19 protein-coding genes and 1 pseudogene are annotated in these 16286 nt (G+C 53.7%); 10 read left to right on the top strand and 10 right to left on the bottom strand.

Features of this window, described 5'->3' with window-relative positions:
* The first annotated feature begins 54 nt into the window (after positions 1 to 54).
* The 7 genes from ACKXF9_RS07080 to ACKXF9_RS07050 all read left to right on the top strand — a co-directional run bounded on the left by ACKXF9_RS07080 (position 55) and on the right by ACKXF9_RS07050 (position 3043).
* Entirely contained in the window at positions 55 to 585 is a 531-nt protein-coding gene (locus tag ACKXF9_RS07080; protein WP_097785869.1) for an RNA polymerase sigma factor, read from the top strand.
* The gene (locus tag ACKXF9_RS07075) at positions 578 to 754 is read left to right on the top strand and encodes a hypothetical protein (protein ID WP_418265689.1); all 177 of its coding nucleotides are present in this window, start codon (positions 578 to 580) and stop codon (positions 752 to 754) included. Before ACKXF9_RS07080 ends, ACKXF9_RS07075 begins: the two co-directional genes overlap by 8 nt.
* Positions 748 to 1266 carry a DUF4367 domain-containing protein gene (locus ACKXF9_RS07070; protein WP_418265688.1) on the top strand — a complete coding sequence of 173 codons (519 nt, stop codon included), beginning with the start codon at positions 748 to 750 and terminating at the stop codon, positions 1264 to 1266. The genes ACKXF9_RS07075 and ACKXF9_RS07070 overlap by 7 nt, the downstream gene beginning before the upstream one ends.
* Before the next feature lie 202 nt (positions 1267 to 1468).
* A complete protein-coding gene (locus ACKXF9_RS07065) occupies positions 1469 to 1726 on the top strand; it encodes a hypothetical protein (RefSeq protein ID WP_418265687.1) in 258 nt (85 codons plus the stop codon).
* An 11-nt stretch (positions 1727 to 1737) separates the two neighbouring features.
* Positions 1738 to 2013 (top strand): hypothetical protein, encoded by a 276-nt coding sequence (locus ACKXF9_RS07060; protein ID WP_143405954.1) that lies wholly within the window; start codon positions 1738 to 1740, stop codon positions 2011 to 2013.
* 95 nt (positions 2014 to 2108) lie between these two features.
* Complete coding sequence (locus ACKXF9_RS07055; protein ID WP_294649020.1) at positions 2109 to 2507, top strand: hypothetical protein; 399 nt, start codon at positions 2109 to 2111, stop codon at positions 2505 to 2507.
* A complete protein-coding gene (locus ACKXF9_RS07050; RefSeq protein ID WP_129872948.1) occupies positions 2504 to 3043 on the top strand; it encodes a hypothetical protein in 540 nt (179 codons plus the stop codon). The genes ACKXF9_RS07055 and ACKXF9_RS07050 overlap by 4 nt, the downstream gene beginning before the upstream one ends.
* Positions 3044 to 3126: 83 nt before the next feature.
* Here the strand turns inward: ACKXF9_RS07050 and ACKXF9_RS07045 are convergent.
* Positions 3127 to 3219: pseudogene (locus ACKXF9_RS07045) on the bottom strand (DUF6061 family protein); the annotation flags it as partial.
* Positions 3220 to 3354: 135 nt separating this feature from the next.
* On the opposite strand from ACKXF9_RS07045, the gene ACKXF9_RS07040 reads away from it, so the two are divergent.
* Genes ACKXF9_RS07040 through ACKXF9_RS07030 form a run of 3 tightly spaced genes read left to right on the top strand, consistent with a single transcriptional unit; the run spans position 3355 to position 5487 of the window.
* Positions 3355 to 3660: a type II toxin-antitoxin system RelB/DinJ family antitoxin gene (locus ACKXF9_RS07040; protein WP_097781600.1), complete on the top strand. Its 306-nt coding sequence runs from the start codon at positions 3355 to 3357 to the stop codon at positions 3658 to 3660.
* Positions 3657 to 3977, top strand: coding sequence for a type II toxin-antitoxin system RelE/ParE family toxin (locus ACKXF9_RS07035; RefSeq protein ID WP_055187107.1), 321 nt, complete (start codon positions 3657 to 3659; stop codon positions 3975 to 3977). The genes ACKXF9_RS07040 and ACKXF9_RS07035 overlap by 4 nt, the downstream gene beginning before the upstream one ends.
* A 13-nt stretch (positions 3978 to 3990) precedes the next feature.
* Entirely contained in the window at positions 3991 to 5487 is a 1497-nt protein-coding gene (locus tag ACKXF9_RS07030; RefSeq protein ID WP_418265686.1) for a recombinase family protein, read from the top strand.
* A 665-nt stretch (positions 5488 to 6152) separates the two neighbouring features.
* Here ACKXF9_RS07030 and rsmA read toward each other — a convergent pair.
* The 9 genes from rsmA to purB form a co-directional block, all read right to left on the bottom strand.
* On the bottom strand, positions 6153 to 7007 hold the full coding sequence (gene rsmA, locus ACKXF9_RS07025) for a 16S rRNA (adenine(1518)-N(6)/adenine(1519)-N(6))-dimethyltransferase RsmA (protein ID WP_339396039.1): 855 nt from the start codon (positions 7005 to 7007) through the stop codon (positions 6153 to 6155).
* Positions 7008 to 7352: 345 nt separating this feature from the next.
* Positions 7353 to 8714 carry a S41 family peptidase gene (locus tag ACKXF9_RS07020; protein WP_418265685.1) on the bottom strand — a complete coding sequence of 454 codons (1362 nt, stop codon included), beginning with the start codon at positions 8712 to 8714 and terminating at the stop codon, positions 7353 to 7355.
* Positions 8715 to 8865: 151 nt separating this feature from the next.
* Positions 8866 to 10182, bottom strand: coding sequence for a murein hydrolase activator EnvC family protein (locus ACKXF9_RS07015; RefSeq protein ID WP_418265684.1), 1317 nt, complete (start codon positions 10180 to 10182; stop codon positions 8866 to 8868).
* Between the two features lie 16 nt (positions 10183 to 10198).
* Complete coding sequence (locus ACKXF9_RS07010) at positions 10199 to 11107, bottom strand: cell division protein FtsX (RefSeq protein ID WP_418265683.1); 909 nt, start codon at positions 11105 to 11107, stop codon at positions 10199 to 10201.
* Positions 11104 to 11871 (bottom strand): cell division ATP-binding protein FtsE, encoded by a 768-nt coding sequence (ftsE, locus tag ACKXF9_RS07005; protein WP_249238294.1) that lies wholly within the window; start codon positions 11869 to 11871, stop codon positions 11104 to 11106. Before ftsE ends, ACKXF9_RS07010 begins: the two co-directional genes overlap by 4 nt.
* Before the next feature lie 108 nt (positions 11872 to 11979).
* Complete coding sequence (locus ACKXF9_RS07000) at positions 11980 to 13065, bottom strand: PucR family transcriptional regulator (RefSeq protein WP_005944450.1); 1086 nt, start codon at positions 13063 to 13065, stop codon at positions 11980 to 11982.
* A gap of 264 nt (positions 13066 to 13329) precedes the next feature.
* Positions 13330 to 14031: a pseudouridine synthase gene (locus ACKXF9_RS06995; protein ID WP_249238293.1), complete on the bottom strand. Its 702-nt coding sequence runs from the start codon at positions 14029 to 14031 to the stop codon at positions 13330 to 13332.
* Between the two features lie 456 nt (positions 14032 to 14487).
* The gene (locus ACKXF9_RS06990) at positions 14488 to 14661 is read right to left on the bottom strand and encodes a hypothetical protein (RefSeq protein ID WP_348583914.1); all 174 of its coding nucleotides are present in this window, start codon (positions 14659 to 14661) and stop codon (positions 14488 to 14490) included.
* A 174-nt stretch (positions 14662 to 14835) separates the two neighbouring features.
* Positions 14836 to 16281 carry an adenylosuccinate lyase gene (gene purB, locus ACKXF9_RS06985; RefSeq protein ID WP_418265682.1) on the bottom strand — a complete coding sequence of 482 codons (1446 nt, stop codon included), beginning with the start codon at positions 16279 to 16281 and terminating at the stop codon, positions 14836 to 14838.
* Positions 16282 to 16286 lie beyond the last annotated feature (5 nt).

Genomic DNA, 16286 nt, shown 5'->3' with positions numbered 1-16286 from the left:
AGGAATTGTGTCAAATTGACATAATTCCTCCCGATAAGAGGGATGTGAGCGAAAATGCTGGCAATGTATCTGGCAGTTCTGGATGACCAGAGCGGTGAAGAACAATTTGTAGATGTATACAATACCTACAAGCGGCTGGTCTACCATACTGCTTACAAAATTATGGGCGATTCGTATCTGGCAGAAGATGTACTGCAAGAGGTGTTTTTGTACGTTGCCAAAAATTTTTCTAAAATTCATCGAGAAAACTGTCACGAACTCGCTGCTTATCTCGTTAGTTGTAGTAGAAGCCGTGCTTACGATATGCTTCGCAAGCAGCGAGAAGAACCGCTGGAAGAAGTCCCGGACGCACCAGATGATGCCCCGGTGCCGGATGATGCAGCAGTCAGCACCGATAACATCCAACACCTGACAGAACTGATCGGACAGATGAAGCCGATGTATCGTGATCCGCTGCGCCTTTTGGCAATGGGCTGCACCAACAGGGAGATTGCCGAATCGCTTGGACTGACGGATGAAGTGGTTCGGATGCGGCTTTTCCGTGGAAGAAAACTATTGTGGAAGGAGCTAAACAGCCATGAGTGAGCGGACAGAAGTTTCTTTTGACGCTGCATTGATGATGGCACTCCGTGCAGATGCACAAAAAGAACTGGACGAACTGCCAACTCCAGCACAGCTTAAGGAACGCTACCCGGACACGTCCCGATGGGATGCTCGCCTGAAAGCGGCATTGCATAAACGCCGCCGGTGCTGAAGCGAGTGCTTGTTGCGGCCCTGACGCTGATAATTCTGACCTTCGGTGCGCTTGCAGTAAGTGCAGACTTCCGCAAGGCGGTCTATACGATGATTCAGAAGTTCCTGCCCATTGAGATGCAGCTGACGTATCAAGTGGACGGCGAACCGTTGGAACGATTACCGGATGGATACAGCGATCATTATGTGCCGGACGGCTTTGAAATGGACGATGCGCAGAAATTTGAACGAGCAGAAAACTTTTTACATGTTTACTCGTCAAAAGAAACAGAGGAAAGCTACACTGTCCGTTGTTCAATTATCCAGCCGGGGCAGCAGTCCCTATTTGATAATGAGCATACAGTGTACGAAACCGTAAAGGTCGGAGAAGCAGATGCAACTTTGGGAACGAGTGCAAGCGAAAACGGAGACGCCGTTTATATTTTAAGCTGGGAGCGAGGAGGCGTTTCAAACACGATTATGGGAAACACCTCCCGAGATGAGATTATGAGAATTGCTGAAAACGTATTTTAATATGAGACACCATGCTGTTTGTTGAAATTGACAAATAGCATGGTGCTTTTTTGTATAAGCATACAAACATAACAATAAGCAGAAATTTTTTCAAAAAAGTTGTCACAAACACAAGGCAAACTACGTTGACTAATATATGAAGTAGGCACATGGGTATACGACACTGTTACTCAATGGTTTGCTGAACGAGCAGAACAAGCTTATGAAGATGCAAAAAATACTGGAGAACCAACAGATAAACATTCAACGCAAAGTACTTCTGAAGGCTCTTCTCTGCCTAAAACCGGAACCCCGTATTCGTCTAAGGATTCTCGAAGATAGTGAAGGTGTGAAGCAAAGAAGATATTACGATAAGAATGGAAATGCGGATATGGATATTGATTATCGCCACGGGGGAACAGGCCATACGTTTCCCCATAGACATGATTGGAACAATGGCGTACGAGGGCCTGCATATTAAGGAGAACAACTGTGAACAACGTACCGTTTAAGATGATTATTGAGGATTTAAATTGTGGACGCGAAATAGAGTTTGCTTATCATGGAAAGAAATATTCAATTACAAACAGTGAAGGCTATTGGAATTTTTGCTGTGACACTGACGGAATCATTATTGAAAGACTTTGCCCTTTCAATGATAAAACAAAACTTATAGAACGCGTTTCTAACCTAAATGTTGAGGGGGTTCTGCTTTCAACAATTTTTGATAAAGCAAAATATGACGCACAATCGCTTTGCATCTTATAAATTTTGCTTTTGATTCTAAATTATGAGAGGGTGATTCCGGTGCAGAAAAATAGAACACATATTTCAAAAATAAAGATGAAAGGAAAGGGTTGAAAATGGATTTTCTTAAGCAAAAAGGGCCATTAGCAAGAGACTTCTGCAACACGTTGATTTACATTATTTCGTTAGTGTCATTAAAGCCTGCAAGCCTTCAGAGTGTGTTGACAGAACTTCAATGGAATGGGATGTGGTTCTTTTCTCTGGCATTTTTCGCTGTCATCTTTATGGAAATGCTGTCCGATTTTTTGCTGGTTACAGATCGCTGCACTGCATGGAAAGCATTAAATGGAAATGTCAGCGAAGCCGAATTTCACAATCTTCAGCAGATTGTCCTATGCGAAAATCAGAAAGTTTCCATTGAGAAGAAACTTGCAAGTACGATACTACTGGTTCTGATGATATGTGCAACTGCTGCATTTGTGTGGTTTACCTTTTGGTATAAGGTTTTGTTATGAAAGAGATAATTATTATACCACATATTGGAATTGGACAATTAAAATTAGGCATGACGTCAGATGAGCTAGAAAATGCTCTTCTAGAAATGAAGAAACATTGGTCGAATTCTTCTGATGAAGCAATGCAAATGGAATGTTGTGCGGAAACCGATGACCCTAATTTGATAACCGGACGATATATGGATAACGCTTCGTTCTTTCTTGTGCAGTACCGGAACGGAAAAGCTACTGAAATCGGCATCCAGCGTGATTTGTCTAAAGTGGCATCAATAAAATTGTTCGGGATGGATATGTTTAATACAGCTGCCGAGTGTATTATTGATAGCTTAATGAAAAAGGACAACGTTATTTGCAACGAAAAGGACTTGCAACTGGGAACGGAATATTTTTTTCCCGAAATTGGAGTCCGACTCTGGAGAGAGCGAGCATTTCATCCCAAATTGTTGAAAGACCCGTTATACATGGAAGAAATGCAGGCGGTATTAGAAGACGAATATCAGTATCAGTATTTTCAGATGGTTACCATAATAGGTTGAACTACTAACTAACCATGAGCCCTCTATTTGTAACAACTGCAAGTAGAAGGCTCTTGGTTTACTTTGGATATTTTAATTAAAAGTCAGTATTTCAGTCTGCCATGGTCACAACCGAGTGAGAGATAATGCTCAATCTCACCACCTAGCACTAGCTGGGCATACTCCAAAGATTTATTCTAACGAATGAATATTTTGCGCTTTGAACAATTTGACGATTGACATATTGTGCAATATGGAGAATTTCAAATGTCACTTAGTTCTCGATTGACTTGTAATGCAGAAAGCATTACAATAAATTCGAGGTGATAACCATGGAAAAAACGATGATGCTGAACGTCAGGGTCAGCCCCAGCGTCAAACAGCAAGCCGAGGATGTGCTGAAGCAGCTTGGCATCCCAATGGCAACAGCCATTGATATGTACCTGCGCCAGATCACCCTGACTGGCGGCATTCCCTTCTCACTGTCTTTGCCGAAAGCTCCTGCGGCTCTGAACGCTGACACCATGACCGATGATCAGCTTCATGCAGCCTTGCAGGTAGGCATTAAGGAAATTCAGAACGGTGATACCGTGGATGCCGCAAGCGCATTCGCCCAGTTCAGGGAACAGCACAGATGAAACAGTATGATGTGAAAATTTCCCGGATGGCACTCAGCGATATGGAGCAGATCTACAGCTACATTGCCGACCGTCTGTTGGAATCTGACACCGCAATGCGACAGTATGACCGCATTGCAGAAGCAATCCAGTCGCTGAACATCCTGCCGGAACGCTGTGCGCTAGTGGAAAGCGAGCCGGAGCGCACCCAAGGGCTGCGGCAGATGCTGGTGGACAACTACTCGGTGTTCTACATCGTGAGCGAGGATGCGGTGTCGGTAGCCCGTGTGCTGTACAGTGCATCCGACCTTGTGCGCCGCCTGCGGAGAATGAAGTGAAAGGGGTGTTTGCATGACCGCCGTGATTTATGCTCGCTATTCCAGCGATAACCAGCGCGAAGAATCCATCGAAGGTCAGATTCGCGAGTGTACGGCCTACGCCGAAAAGAACGGCATTACCGTGGTCAAGCACTACATTGACCGCGCCCTTTCCGCCAAAACCGATAACCGCCCGGACTTCCAGCAGATGATCAAGGACAGCGAGAAACGGTTGTTTGACATTGTGCTGGTCTGGAAGCTTGACCGTTTTGCCCGAAACCGCTATGATTCGGCCCACTATGAGTATCAGCTGGAACGAAATCATGTCAAGCTGGTATCTGCCACGGAGCCTATCTCTGACAGCCCTGCAGGTATCATGGTCAAGAGCATGCTCACCGGCATGGCTGAATACTACTCGGCAGAGCTTTCTGAAAAAGTTGTGCGCGGCATGACCGAGAATGTTCTGAAGGGAAAGTACAACGGCGGCACGATTCCCATTGGTTTTAAGGTGGATGAGGAGAAGTTCTTTCAAGTCGACCCGCTGAAAGCTCCCTTTGTGGTAGAAGCCTTTCAGCGGTACAACGATGGCGCAACTATGAAAGAACTGATGAACTGGCTGAACGACAGTGGCGTGACCACCAACCGCAACCAGAAGTTTACCTACAACAGCATTCAGAAGCTGTTGACGAACAAACGGTACATCGGTGAAAACCGCTTCAAGGACATTGTGATGCCCGACAGCATTCCGGCCATCGTGGACAAGGACTTGTTTGAAGAAGTGCAGCAAAAAATCAAGAAGAACAGCCGCGCTCCTGCCCGCCACAAGGCCGAGGACGATTACTTGCTCACCACCAAGCTGTTCTGCGGAATGTGCGGCGCCATGATGTTCGGCGAGTGCGGCACGGGTCGGAACAAAGTCGTTCATCATTATTATAAGTGCGCCACCGCGAAGCGTTTCAAGACCTGCAAGAAAAAGACCGTCCGTAAAGAGTGGCTGGAAGATTTGGTCGTGGCTGAAACCATGAAGCTGATTCAGGACGATGCCGTGATTGATGCCATCGTTGCGGAAGTGATGGAGTTGCAGGATCAGGAAAACACCACTCTCCCTTTGCTGGAAAAGCAGATGCGCGAGGTAGAGAACGGCATTGAAAATATGCTGAACGCCATTCAAGCAGGTGTGCTGACCAACTCCACCAAATTACGTTTGGAAAAGCTGGAAGCCCAGCAGAAAGAGCTTGAGGTTCGGATTGCCGAAGAAAAAATCGCTCGGCCACGGTTGAGCGAAAATCAGGTTCGTTTCTGGCTGATCCGGTTCCGCAAGCTCGACCCGAACGTGAAAAGCCACCGGGAAACGCTTATCAACACGTTCGTGAATGCTGTTTATCTCTATGATGAAAAAGTTTTGATTACATTCAACTACAAAGACGGCACAAAAACCATCGCTTTCGATGAGATCGCCGCCAAAGATGCCCCAGAGGGCAATGGTTCGGATTTGGGTTGCTTCGCTCCACCAAAAAACCTCAACGTATGAAAGTACGCTGAGGTTTTTGTTTTACTGCAAAGTCAGACTCACTGGGCGGGTGGATTCGAACAACAGCGGAGCCGACCGCCGCCTGCGGCGGAAACAGGGAGGCGAGGCTGGGGCAGCGCTCCGCTTTTTCAAAGCCCTGCCAAGGGGCTGCAGAAAAAGCGGCAAGCGCAACTCGTAAGGCCCGCCGAATAGTCCGGCGGGCAAAAAAGCCCCTGCGGGGCTTTTTTAGATGCGCGGCTCGCGATATCCACCCGCGCCCACCAAAAAGACCAGCGTAGAAAATACGCTGGTTTTTTGTTTTATCCGGTATCTCAAGTTTCACTCTCAAGGGTGGATTCGAACAGCTGCGGCGACGTCGCTGAAGACGGCGCAAAAACAGCCCAGTGCAACAGCGACGACCGCTGCCAGCGGCAGAAGCAGGGAGGAGCTGTTGGGGCTGCGGCCAGCAGGATGCGCGTGCCGCCCAAGGCACGACACAGCCGCTGGGAGCCGCGACCCGGGTTCCTTTTTATTCTGCGCGGCTCGCGGCGTCCACCCTGCCAAACGCTCTTTCACCGCCTTCTCCTGAAAAATGCGCAAACAAAAACCACCGTCCGGGTGGATGGTGGTTCGGTAATCGCGTAAGAGACAGGCTTCACCTTGAAACGGGCGGGACGTCGGCGGGGTCAGCGGGCAAGAGCCTGCTGGATCTTGGCAAAATCCTCCAACGTGAGAGCCTCCGGGCGGATGCGGGCGTCAAACCCCGCAGCTTCAATGGCGGCAGTCACGGCGTCCTTGGGCATCCCCAGACCACTGGCAATGGCGTTGGCGGCGGTCTTGCGGCGCTGACCAAAGGCGGCACGCACCAGTGCAAAGTAGCCTTCTTCATCCTCCACCTGCACGGCGGGCTGCGGACGGATTTCCATGCGCACCACAGCGCTGGTCACTTTGGGTGCCGGGTAAAAGCTGCCGGGCGCAGCAGTGAACATCATTTTGGAGGTTGCGTAGTAGCTTACGGCGCAGCTGATGGCGCTGGAGGCCCGGGTACCGGGCGCAGCAGCCAGACGGTCTGCGGCTTCCTTCTGCACCATAACGGTCAGGCTCTCGATGGGCAGACGATCGCCCAGCAGCTTCATGACGATGGGGCTGGTGATGTAATACGGCAGGTTGGCGCACACCGCCACCGGCATTCCGGGAAACTCTTCTGCAATGAGCGCCTTCAGGTCCACTTTCAGTACATCCTGTAATACCAGCTTGAAATTGTCCACTCCGGCCATCGTTTCGGCCAGTAACGGCGGCAGGCGTTCGTCCACCTCGATGGACACCACCTTGGCAGCACGCTTTGCCAGTTCCCGGGTCAGCACGCCGATGCCGGGGCCGATCTCAATGACGCCATAGCGCCGGTCTACGCCGCTGGCATCCACGATCTTGGGCGGCAGACCCGGGTTGATGATAAAATTCTGTCCAAAACCCTTGGAGAGTGCAAAATCATATTTTTCGCACAGGGCACGGATCACCGAGAGGTCGGTCAGTTCGGGCATAGATTCCATCCTTTTTCAATAGTACGATTTGAATGCCCTCCGCGTCGCTTTGGGCATATTCAGCGGAAATATTATTATAATATGGCAACCCAGCCAGACCCGCAGGTCTGGCTGGGTTGCATTTTCACGAGAAGGGGTCGGTACGGTAAACGAGAGCGCTGCGGGGCGCTCCAAAACGCTTTTCCACGTGAGGAGTCGGTACGGCATGCGGCATCACCGCGCCCTACGAGCGCGCTCAAAAGCCGTTTCAAGAAAGGAACATGCGTACGGCAAACAGCACTGCAATAAACCGGGTTACTTTTTTACAAGAAGAAGCTCATGCAGCATTTCTGCCGGTTTTACCTTTTATTCCGCACTGGATGCAGCTTCACTGCTTGTTTCCGCTTGGGCAGAAGAAGCCGTTTCCTCAGAGGACGTGTTCTCCTGCTCAGCAGCGACGCTGTCCGCAGATTCGGATGCAGCCGCCGAGGAAGCCGCGTCGTTGACACCGCCCAGAGTCGTGGTACCGCTCAGCTGCTGTGCTGCGCTGACCGCACGCTGGATCTGCGGGTCGGTCTCCGGGGTGTAATCATAGAAATTAGTGGTCTCTTCTGCAGTCAGAGCCTTTTCCACATCCACACTCAGACCGGTGCCGTCAAAGCAGGAGCCGTCACCACAGATGAGCTTTGCCACCGTGATGCTCACCGCACTGCCATCCGAAAGGCGCTGGGGGCTGCTCTGGATGGTGCCCTTGCCCATGGTGGTGGTGCCCACCAGACGTGCACCGTTCATGGTGTGCAGGCTGGCGGCAAACAGCTCTGCTGCGCTGGCGGTGTTCCCATTCACCAGACAGACGATGGGCAGGTCTACCCTGCTCTCGTTATCACTGCTGCCAATGATCGTGCGGTTGCCGTTCTTATCCTCAGCATAAGCCACCGTGCCCTCCGGAGCGATCAGGTCGATGCAGCTGACGGCATCATCCAGCACGCCGCCGCCGTTGTCGCGCAGGTCGAACACAAAGCTCTGCGCCCCGCTGGCGGTCAGGGAACGAATGGCATAATCCAGTTCACTGGGCGTGCTGCCGTCGAACTGGCGGATCCTGATGTAGCCCACGCTGTCCAGCATCTGGTAATCCACGGTGGTGCTGGTATAGCCGGAGTGGGTCAGGTCTGCCGTTTTGGAGGCCGCTTCGCTGTTGAGCCATGTCACATTGACGGTCGTACCGGCCTCGCCCTGCAGGCGGGCCTGCACAGCGTCCACGCCGGAAAGGCTCTTCACCTCGGTGCCGTCAATGGCGGTGATGTAGTCCCCTGCCACGATGCCGGCCTCCTGTGCAGGCGAGTCCTCGTAGACCTTGGTCACCTTTGCGTAGCCGGTCTGGTCGATGCCCAGCTCCACGCCAATGCCCATCACCTTGCCGCTCTGCTGATTCATCAGCTCCGTGTAAGCAATGGCGCTGTAGTAGCGGGCGTACTTGTCGCCCGTGCCCAGCAGGTAGCCAGCCGTCAGGCGGTCATACAGCACCGTTTCGTCGATGGGATAGTAGTCGTTGCTGCGCACATAGCGGTCCACCTCGGCCACCTTGTTGTACATGCTCTCCTTTTCCTTCACGCTGCTGACGGTGCTGTCAAACAGCCGCATGGCGATCAGCATGGTGATGGAAAAGGTCACGGTCATAGCCAGGATCACAATGGTGACGGCCATGCCTACAGAGATCTTACGGTTCATGCCTTGCTCCCTCCTGTCAGAACAGCAGCATCATCAGCACACTGCCCAGCAGCGAAAGTGCAAACACGCCTGCCAGCAAAAGGCAGCCGATGCGCAGCAAACGCTTATGTTTTTGTTCGTTCATAGAATACCAGACTCCTTATAAATACACTCAGTTGTGCGGGAACGGGATATAACCACGCGGATTGACCGCATTGGCCTTTTTGCCGCCCTTCCAGACCTCCAGATGCAGGTGGTTGCCGGTAGAGTTGCCGGTAGAGCCAACGTAGCCGATCAGCTCGCCCTGCTTGACATACTTGCCTACGCTGGTGGCGACCGACCTCATGTGGCCATACAGGGTGCTGTAGGCATTGCCGTCCGACATGCTGCCGTGATAGATGATGACATAGTTGCCATAGCCGCCGCTGGACCAGCCTGCCACCTGCACATAGCCGCTGGCGGCTGCGTAGATGGGCGTACCGCCCGGGGCCGCCAGATCGATGCCGGCATGCAGCCTGTTGACGCCGGACACCGGATTCTTACGCCAGCCGTACTCGCTGGAAACGCGGGTATAGCTCTTCAGCGGGCAGGCAAAGCCGGTAAAGCTCAGCTGCGGCTTACTGGATGCAGCCGCTGCGATCGACTTCTGGATCTCTTTTTTGACCGCCTCATAGTTCAGCTCGTCCGATTCAATGGCCGCCTGCGCTGCCTTCTGGGCCTTCTGGGCGTCCTGTGCAGAGAGCTGTGCCGCAGAGATGCTGCTGTTCAGCTCGCTCTGCTTGGCCTTCATCTGGTAGTTCTGGGTATCCAGCTCTGCCTTCTGGCCCTTCAGCTCCTTGCGCTGGGCTTCCAGCTCCACCTTATCTGCTTCCAGAGCGCTCTTGGCGGCCTTCATATTGTCCATGATCTCGGTATCTTTGATGGAGATATCCTGCATGACCTCGTTGAAGGTCAGCAGCTCATACAGGTCGTTCACCGCGCTCAGCATGGCCACACTGCCGCCATCGCGCAGCTCCTGCATCGCCGCCATGTGCTTTTTGAAATCGTCCCACTGGCCGTCGATCTCGGTCTGCTTCTGGGTGATCTCCGCTTCCTTGGCGCTGATCTTCTGCTCGGTCTGGCCGATGCTGTTCTGCACCGCCGCGATCTGGGTGCTCAGCACACCGATCTGAGACTGAATGACGCCCACGCGCTCCTTCAGTTCACTTTCCAGCGCCTTTGCCGCAGTTTCCTTTTTCTTTGCGTCCGAAAGCTCCTTTTTGTGCTGGTCAATGGATTTGGAAAGGCTGTTCAGCTTGTTCTGCAGGCTGGCCATACTGGTGGCTGCCGTAGCCGGGTGAAAGCTTACGCTTGCCACAAGGCACGCGGCTGCCAGACACAGGCTGACGCCCCGCAGCAGCTTACTGCGGGCAGGCTCCGGCCGGGCATGGCGCGGCGTGTAGCCGGGCAGTTGAAGCCGGAAGGGCTTTGCATGAAGTGCTTTTTTCATGTGCGGCTCCTTTCCATCATACATTCAAGTGTTTGCGGATGGAGAACATGCTGCCCAGACCACCCACAACAGCACCGCCGATGAGGCTGTACGGGATGATAGTGGACCAGACGGCGCTCACCGGCACAAGGGCCTGACCCATGATCATTTCCCATACGCCGCCCAGACCATCGGAGGCCTGCACCATATAGGAGTAGCCGCCCAGACTGATCGCTGCAGTGAGTGCACCGGAGATCAGACCCATGGCCAGACCCTCCACAAAGAAGGGCAGGGTGACAAGGCTGTTGGTGGCGCCCACATACTTCATGATCTCGATCTCGCGGCGGCGGGCAAACACGCTCAGGCGGATGGTGCTGCCCACGGTGATGATGCTGACCACCATCAGCACCAGCACGATACCGCGGCCCACTTTGGTAACAGAGCGTTGCACCTGCACAAAGACGTTGGTCATTTCCACCGGAGCGGTCACGCTGTATACGCCTTGTATGGCCTGCATCTTCTTGCTCATTTCCTCCATCTGGCTCAGGTCTGCGATGGAGACGCGGTAGTTTGCCTTGAAGGGGTTGTCATTTTCAAACTCGTCCCACAGGGAGGAGTAATCTTCCATGTAATTGCGGTAGGTGTTCAGCACGTCCTGCTTGGAGACGAACTGCACATTGGTCACGCCGGGCATGGCAGACAGCTTTTCGCCCACAGCCTGAGCGGTGGCATCATCGCACTCCGGGTCCAGATAGACCACGGTCTCGTTCTGGCTGCCCAGATAGTTGACCATGCTGTCCACGTTCACCTCTGCAAGGCTTGCAAAGGTGTTCAGGGTCATACAGACGCTGAGGGACAGGATGCACACACAGGTCATGGCCCAGTGCTTGCCCAGATTGCACACGCCGCGCCGGACCAGGAAAAAGAAGGTAGAAGGTCTCATCATACGGTGGCCGCCTCCTTTTCTGCAGTGTTTTTCGGTTCCAGCTCGGTCTCAAACAGGCGCTCCCGGCGCTCTGCCCGCTCCCGGATGGCTTCCTTATCGGCAGGCACGTCCGAAATGATGCGGCCCTTTTTCAGGGTAACGACCCGCTGATGGAACTGACGCACCAGCTCGTGTTCGTGGGTGACGACCACAACGGTGATGCCCATTTCGCTCACCCGCTCCAGCAGTTCCATCATTTCCAGACTCAGCTCCGGGTCAATGTTACCGGTGGGCTCGTCCGCAATGACCAGCTTGGGGCCGTGGGCAAGTGCACGGGCCACAGCCACGCGCTGCTGTTCGCCGCCGGAAAGGGTGTCCGGGTAAGCCTTGGCCTTATCCTCCAGATGCACCAGTTCCAGCATGTACTCCACACGGTCACGGATCTCCTTGCGCTTGACATTGGTGACGTGCATGGCAAAAGCGATGTTCTCGTACACAGTCATGGTGGGGATCAGGCGGAAATCCTGAAAGATAATGCCCATCTGACGGCGCAGATACGGCACCTGATGGCGGCGCAGCCGGGCAACATCCTTGCCCAGCACAGTCACCTTGCCTTCGCTGGGCAGCTCCTCGCGCAGCAACAGCTTGAGCAGGGTGGATTTGCCTGCGCCGGAATGGCCCAGCAGGAACACGAACTCGCCATCGTCCACATGGAGGCTGATGTCGTCCAGTGCAAGCGGTCCGCCCCGTTTATATTCCTTGGAAACGTGTTCTAAATCGATCATAGGGTAATATTAGCTCCTGACATTAAAATCTGTTTTCACAGCAAAAAGAACCGGCCAGCATCGGTTGCGAGCGGCCGGTTCTGCACCGCAGGCAGAGCCTGCAGCCTATTAGTATTTGGCCGGATTGTTGGACAGGTACTTTTTGACCATCAATGCTACCTTGAAGACGATAGCATCGTCGAACTCACGCAGATCCAGGCCAGTCAGCTTTTTGATCTTTTCCAGACGATACACCAGCGTGTTGCGGTGCACGAACAGGCCGCGGCTGGTTTCCGACACATTCAGGTTGTTCTCAAAGAAGCGCTGGATGGTGAACAGGGTCTCCTGATCCAGGCTCTCGATGCTGCCCTGCTTGAACACCTCACGCAGGAACATCTCGCACACGGTGGTGGGCAGCTGATAGATCAGGCGTGCAATGCCCAGATTATCGTAGCGGATGATCTGCTTTTCGGTGTCGAACACCTTGCTCACTTCCATGGCGATCTGTGCTTCCTTGAAGGAGGTAGCCAGATCCTTCACGTTGGAAATGGGGGTGCCGATGCCCACCACAGCCTTGATGTAGTGCTCGCCGGACAGGGTATCCACGATGCTGGCAGCCAGCTTTTCCATATCCGTGCGGTCGATGCCCTTGCGGATCTCCTTCACCAGCACCGTATCCGTCTCACTGATGTTGAACACAAAGTCCTTCTGCTTATCCGGGAACAGGCTGCTGACCACATCATAGGCGGAGATGTCGCCGCCGGAAGTCACGCGCACGATGAACACCACGCGGGAAACATCGGTGGCAAAGTGCAGCTCACGGGCCTTGGCATAGATATCGCCGGGCAGGATATTATCCAGCACCACATTCTTGATGAAGTTGGACTTATCGAACTTCTCATCGTGGTACTGCTTGATGCTCTGCAGGCTGATGGACAGCATGGCGGCAAACTGACCAGCCGTCTCGTCCACGCCCTCCACGAACACTGCATAATCGTTATGCTTGGCGCTGGAGAACTGCTGATAGGTGTAGCCATCGCGCACGAAGCGGTCCCCCGCCGTCAGGCGCTCTGCCATGAAGCCCTCGCGCACCTCGCCGATCAGGTTCAGCTCCGAGCAGGAAATGACAGCGCCGGTCTCATCCACCACGCCGACCACCCGGTTGATCGCATCTTTCATCTGGTAGATCACGCTTTGAAATACTCTATTGGCCATAATGGATACCCCTTTTCCTCGTTTGTGCAAACCGCAGCGGCAGCCGGTCGTGATTTTCAACAATTTAGCTGCATTACATTTTATATTTTACACAAAAGAATTTACTTTTGCAACATATTTCAACAAAAAAGATAGTTTTTTCTTGTGAATATTATCTCTCAGGGGTTTTTCAAGCCAAAAAAGTGCCTTTTTGCGTGGTTCTGGCCTCTATTTTACCGGCAAAATGTGTTGCTTTTTTGAAATCCGGGTGAAAAGCGCACCCTCTCAGATGGTAATTTTTGACACTTCTTCGGCAGAAAGCTCCCGCCACTGCCCCGGTGCAAGGGCTGCATCCAGCGCAAGGCCGCCGATGGCGTCCCGGTGCAGGCCGTTCACGCCTGCGCCGTACACGCCGAACATCCGCTTGATCTGGTGGTAGACCCCCTGCCGCAGCACCACCCGCACGGTCAGGCCGTCGGCAGAAAGGGCCGTGACCTCCGCAGGCGAAAGCGCTGTGCCGTCCGCCAGCGTGACCCCGGCGGCAAAGCCGGTGCGCATCTCCTCGGTCAGCGGCGTGTCCAGCACCACAGTGTAGGTCTTGGAGACGTGGCGCTTTGGAGCAAGGATCTCGTGGGCAAAGGTGCCGTCATCGGTCAGCAGCACAAAGCCGGTGCTGGTCTTGTCCAGCCGCCCCGCCGGAAACAGCTGCCGCCGCGGGTAGGCGTCCCCCACCAGATCCACCACGGTGGTGTCCCGCTTGTCCGTGGAAGCGCTCACCACCCCCTCGGGCTTGTTGAGCATCAGGTACACAAACTGCTGGTAATTCAGGGCTTTGCCGTCCACGGCCACCGTATCGGTTTCCCTGAGCTGGGTGTCCCCTTTTTTGCAGACAGCACCGTTCACCTGCACCCGCCCTTTGGAAAGCAGCGCCTTGGCCTCGCTGCGGGTGCACTGGGCCGTCTCGGCTAAGTATTTATCCAATCGCATACGCGGTTCTCCTTTGTTGATGATGCTCCCAGTGTAGCATGACAGCGGATTTTTCTCAAGGGGGACAGGCATCAAAAAAGGCCGCCGCAGATGCGGCGACCCTTTAAATTTTTTCCTGAAAACAGGAACGGGGAACGGCATCTGAACCGTTCCCCATCGAGTGGCATCCGGCAGGCGTGGCGTTCTCCTGCATCTCTCAGAGCAAAAGCTCTTGTCGTTACCATCGGCGTGTGGCTGCCACGAAATTGACCACCTCAGATGCTCTCTTATCCTATGTACAGGATATCACATTTATTCTTTTTTTGTAAAGTGTATCACCCTGCCGAAGCAGTCACTGAAAACGTTTTTTGCTGATTTTCCACATCGTGATGATCGAGTTTTTATACTCTTTCGGATCACTCGACACCTTCAGCCGCAAAATCACCTCTGCTTCGAACTCCGGCGTTTCGATCTGTTTTAAAACCAGCGCTGTATGCGGGCGATTCGCACGCAGAATATAATCGGCTCCTGTAAAATCCGTGGGATATGCTCTGCAAGACGTTCAAAGTCGCCCGGATGGCCTTCTTCAATGTGCAGAATCTGCTGCTCGGTAATAATGACTTCATCCGTCACCAAGTCTTCTTCGACCACACGATAAAGTTCCCGGTCGATTTTGCAAATAAAATTCACGTCCTGCCTCACACCTGTCCGATTTTATGGAATGAGTATAGCATATCCAGACGTTTTTTCATAGATTTTTGTATTAAAAATAGAGAGAGGCCAATTAGCCTCTCTCTATTTTTAATACGCATGACAGCTTTACATTTACACGCTCAGGGATGCGTGCTGCTCCACGGCATCGGGGTTGGCATCGAAGATGGGCTTGAGCACATTGGCGATGAACTCCTCCACCTGCTGCGGTGCACGGCCCACAAAGTTTTCCGGCACAAGGCCCGCCACGATCTCCTCGCGGGTCAGGCCAAAGGCGGGGTCGGCAGCGATGCGCTCCACCATATCGTTGGGCAGGCCCTCTTCCTTGACCTGCTTGCCGGCGGCGATGGCGTGCTGACGCAGGCGCTCGTGCAGCTCCTGACGGTTGCCGCCCTTTTCCACAGCCTGCATCATGATGTTCTCGCTGGCCATGAAGGGCAGCTCTGCCATCAGACGGCTGCGCACCACCTTGGGGTACACCACGATGCCATCGGTGACGTTGAGCATGATGTTCAGAATGGCATCGGTGGCAAGGAAGCCCTCAGCCATGGCGACACGCTTGTTGGCGCTGTCGTCCAGCGTGCGCTCAAACCACTGGGTGCCGGTGGTAAAGCTGGGGTTCAGCACATCCACCATCAGGTAGCGGCTCAGCGCGCAGATGCGCTCGCAGCGCATGGGGTTGCGCTTGTAGGGCATGGCGGAAGAACCGATCTGGTTCTTTTCAAACGGCTCTTCCATCTCCTTGAAGTTGGCCAGCAGGCGCAGGTCGGTGGCGAACTTCATGCAGCTCTGGCCAATGCCGGCCAGAGCATTCAGGATGAAGGCGTCCACCTTGCGGCTGTAGGTCTGGCCGGACACGGGGATGACCGCATCGGGCGCAAAGCCCATCTCCCTGGCGATGGAAGCATCCACGGCGCGGATCTTATCGGCGTCGCCCTTGAACAGCTCCATAAAGGAAGCCTGCGTGCCGGTGGTGCCCTTGACGCCGCGCAGCTGCAGAACGGCAAGACGGTGGTCGATCTCCTGCAGATCCATCACCAGCTCGTTGGCCCACAGGGTGGCGCGCTTGCCCACAGTGGTGGGCTGAGCGGGCTGGCAGTGAGTGTAGGCCATGCAGGGCATGTCCTTGTATTCCTCGGCGAAGCGGCCCAGCTTTGCCAGCACACCGATCAGTTTTTTGCGCACCAGCTCCAGACCCTGACGCATCACGATGATGTCGGTGTTGTCGCCCACGTAGCAGCTGGTGGCACCCAGATGGATGATGCCGGCAGCCTTGGGGCACTGCTGGCCGTAGGCGTAAACATGGCTCATCACGTCGTGGCGCACCAGCTTTTCGCGCTCAATGGCCACTTCATAGTTGATATCGTTCACATGGGCTTCCAGCTCGGCCACCATATCGGGGGTGATGTTGGTCAGGCCCTGCTCCATTTCGGCCCGGGCCAGCGCCACCCACAGGCGGCGCCATGTGCGGAACTTGTTGTCGTCCGAGAAGATATACTGCATCTCGTCCGAGGAATAGCGGGTGGAAAAGGGGCTGATATAACGATCATGCTGAGACATTGGTT

Source organism: Faecalibacterium sp. 9, assembly GCF_048320955.1.
In the GTDB taxonomy this organism is placed as follows: Bacteria; Bacillota; Clostridia; order Oscillospirales; family Ruminococcaceae; genus Faecalibacterium; species Faecalibacterium wellingii.
The sequence above is the reverse complement of the archived record's forward strand: the minus strand, read 5'-3'. Positions and strand labels throughout refer to the sequence as shown.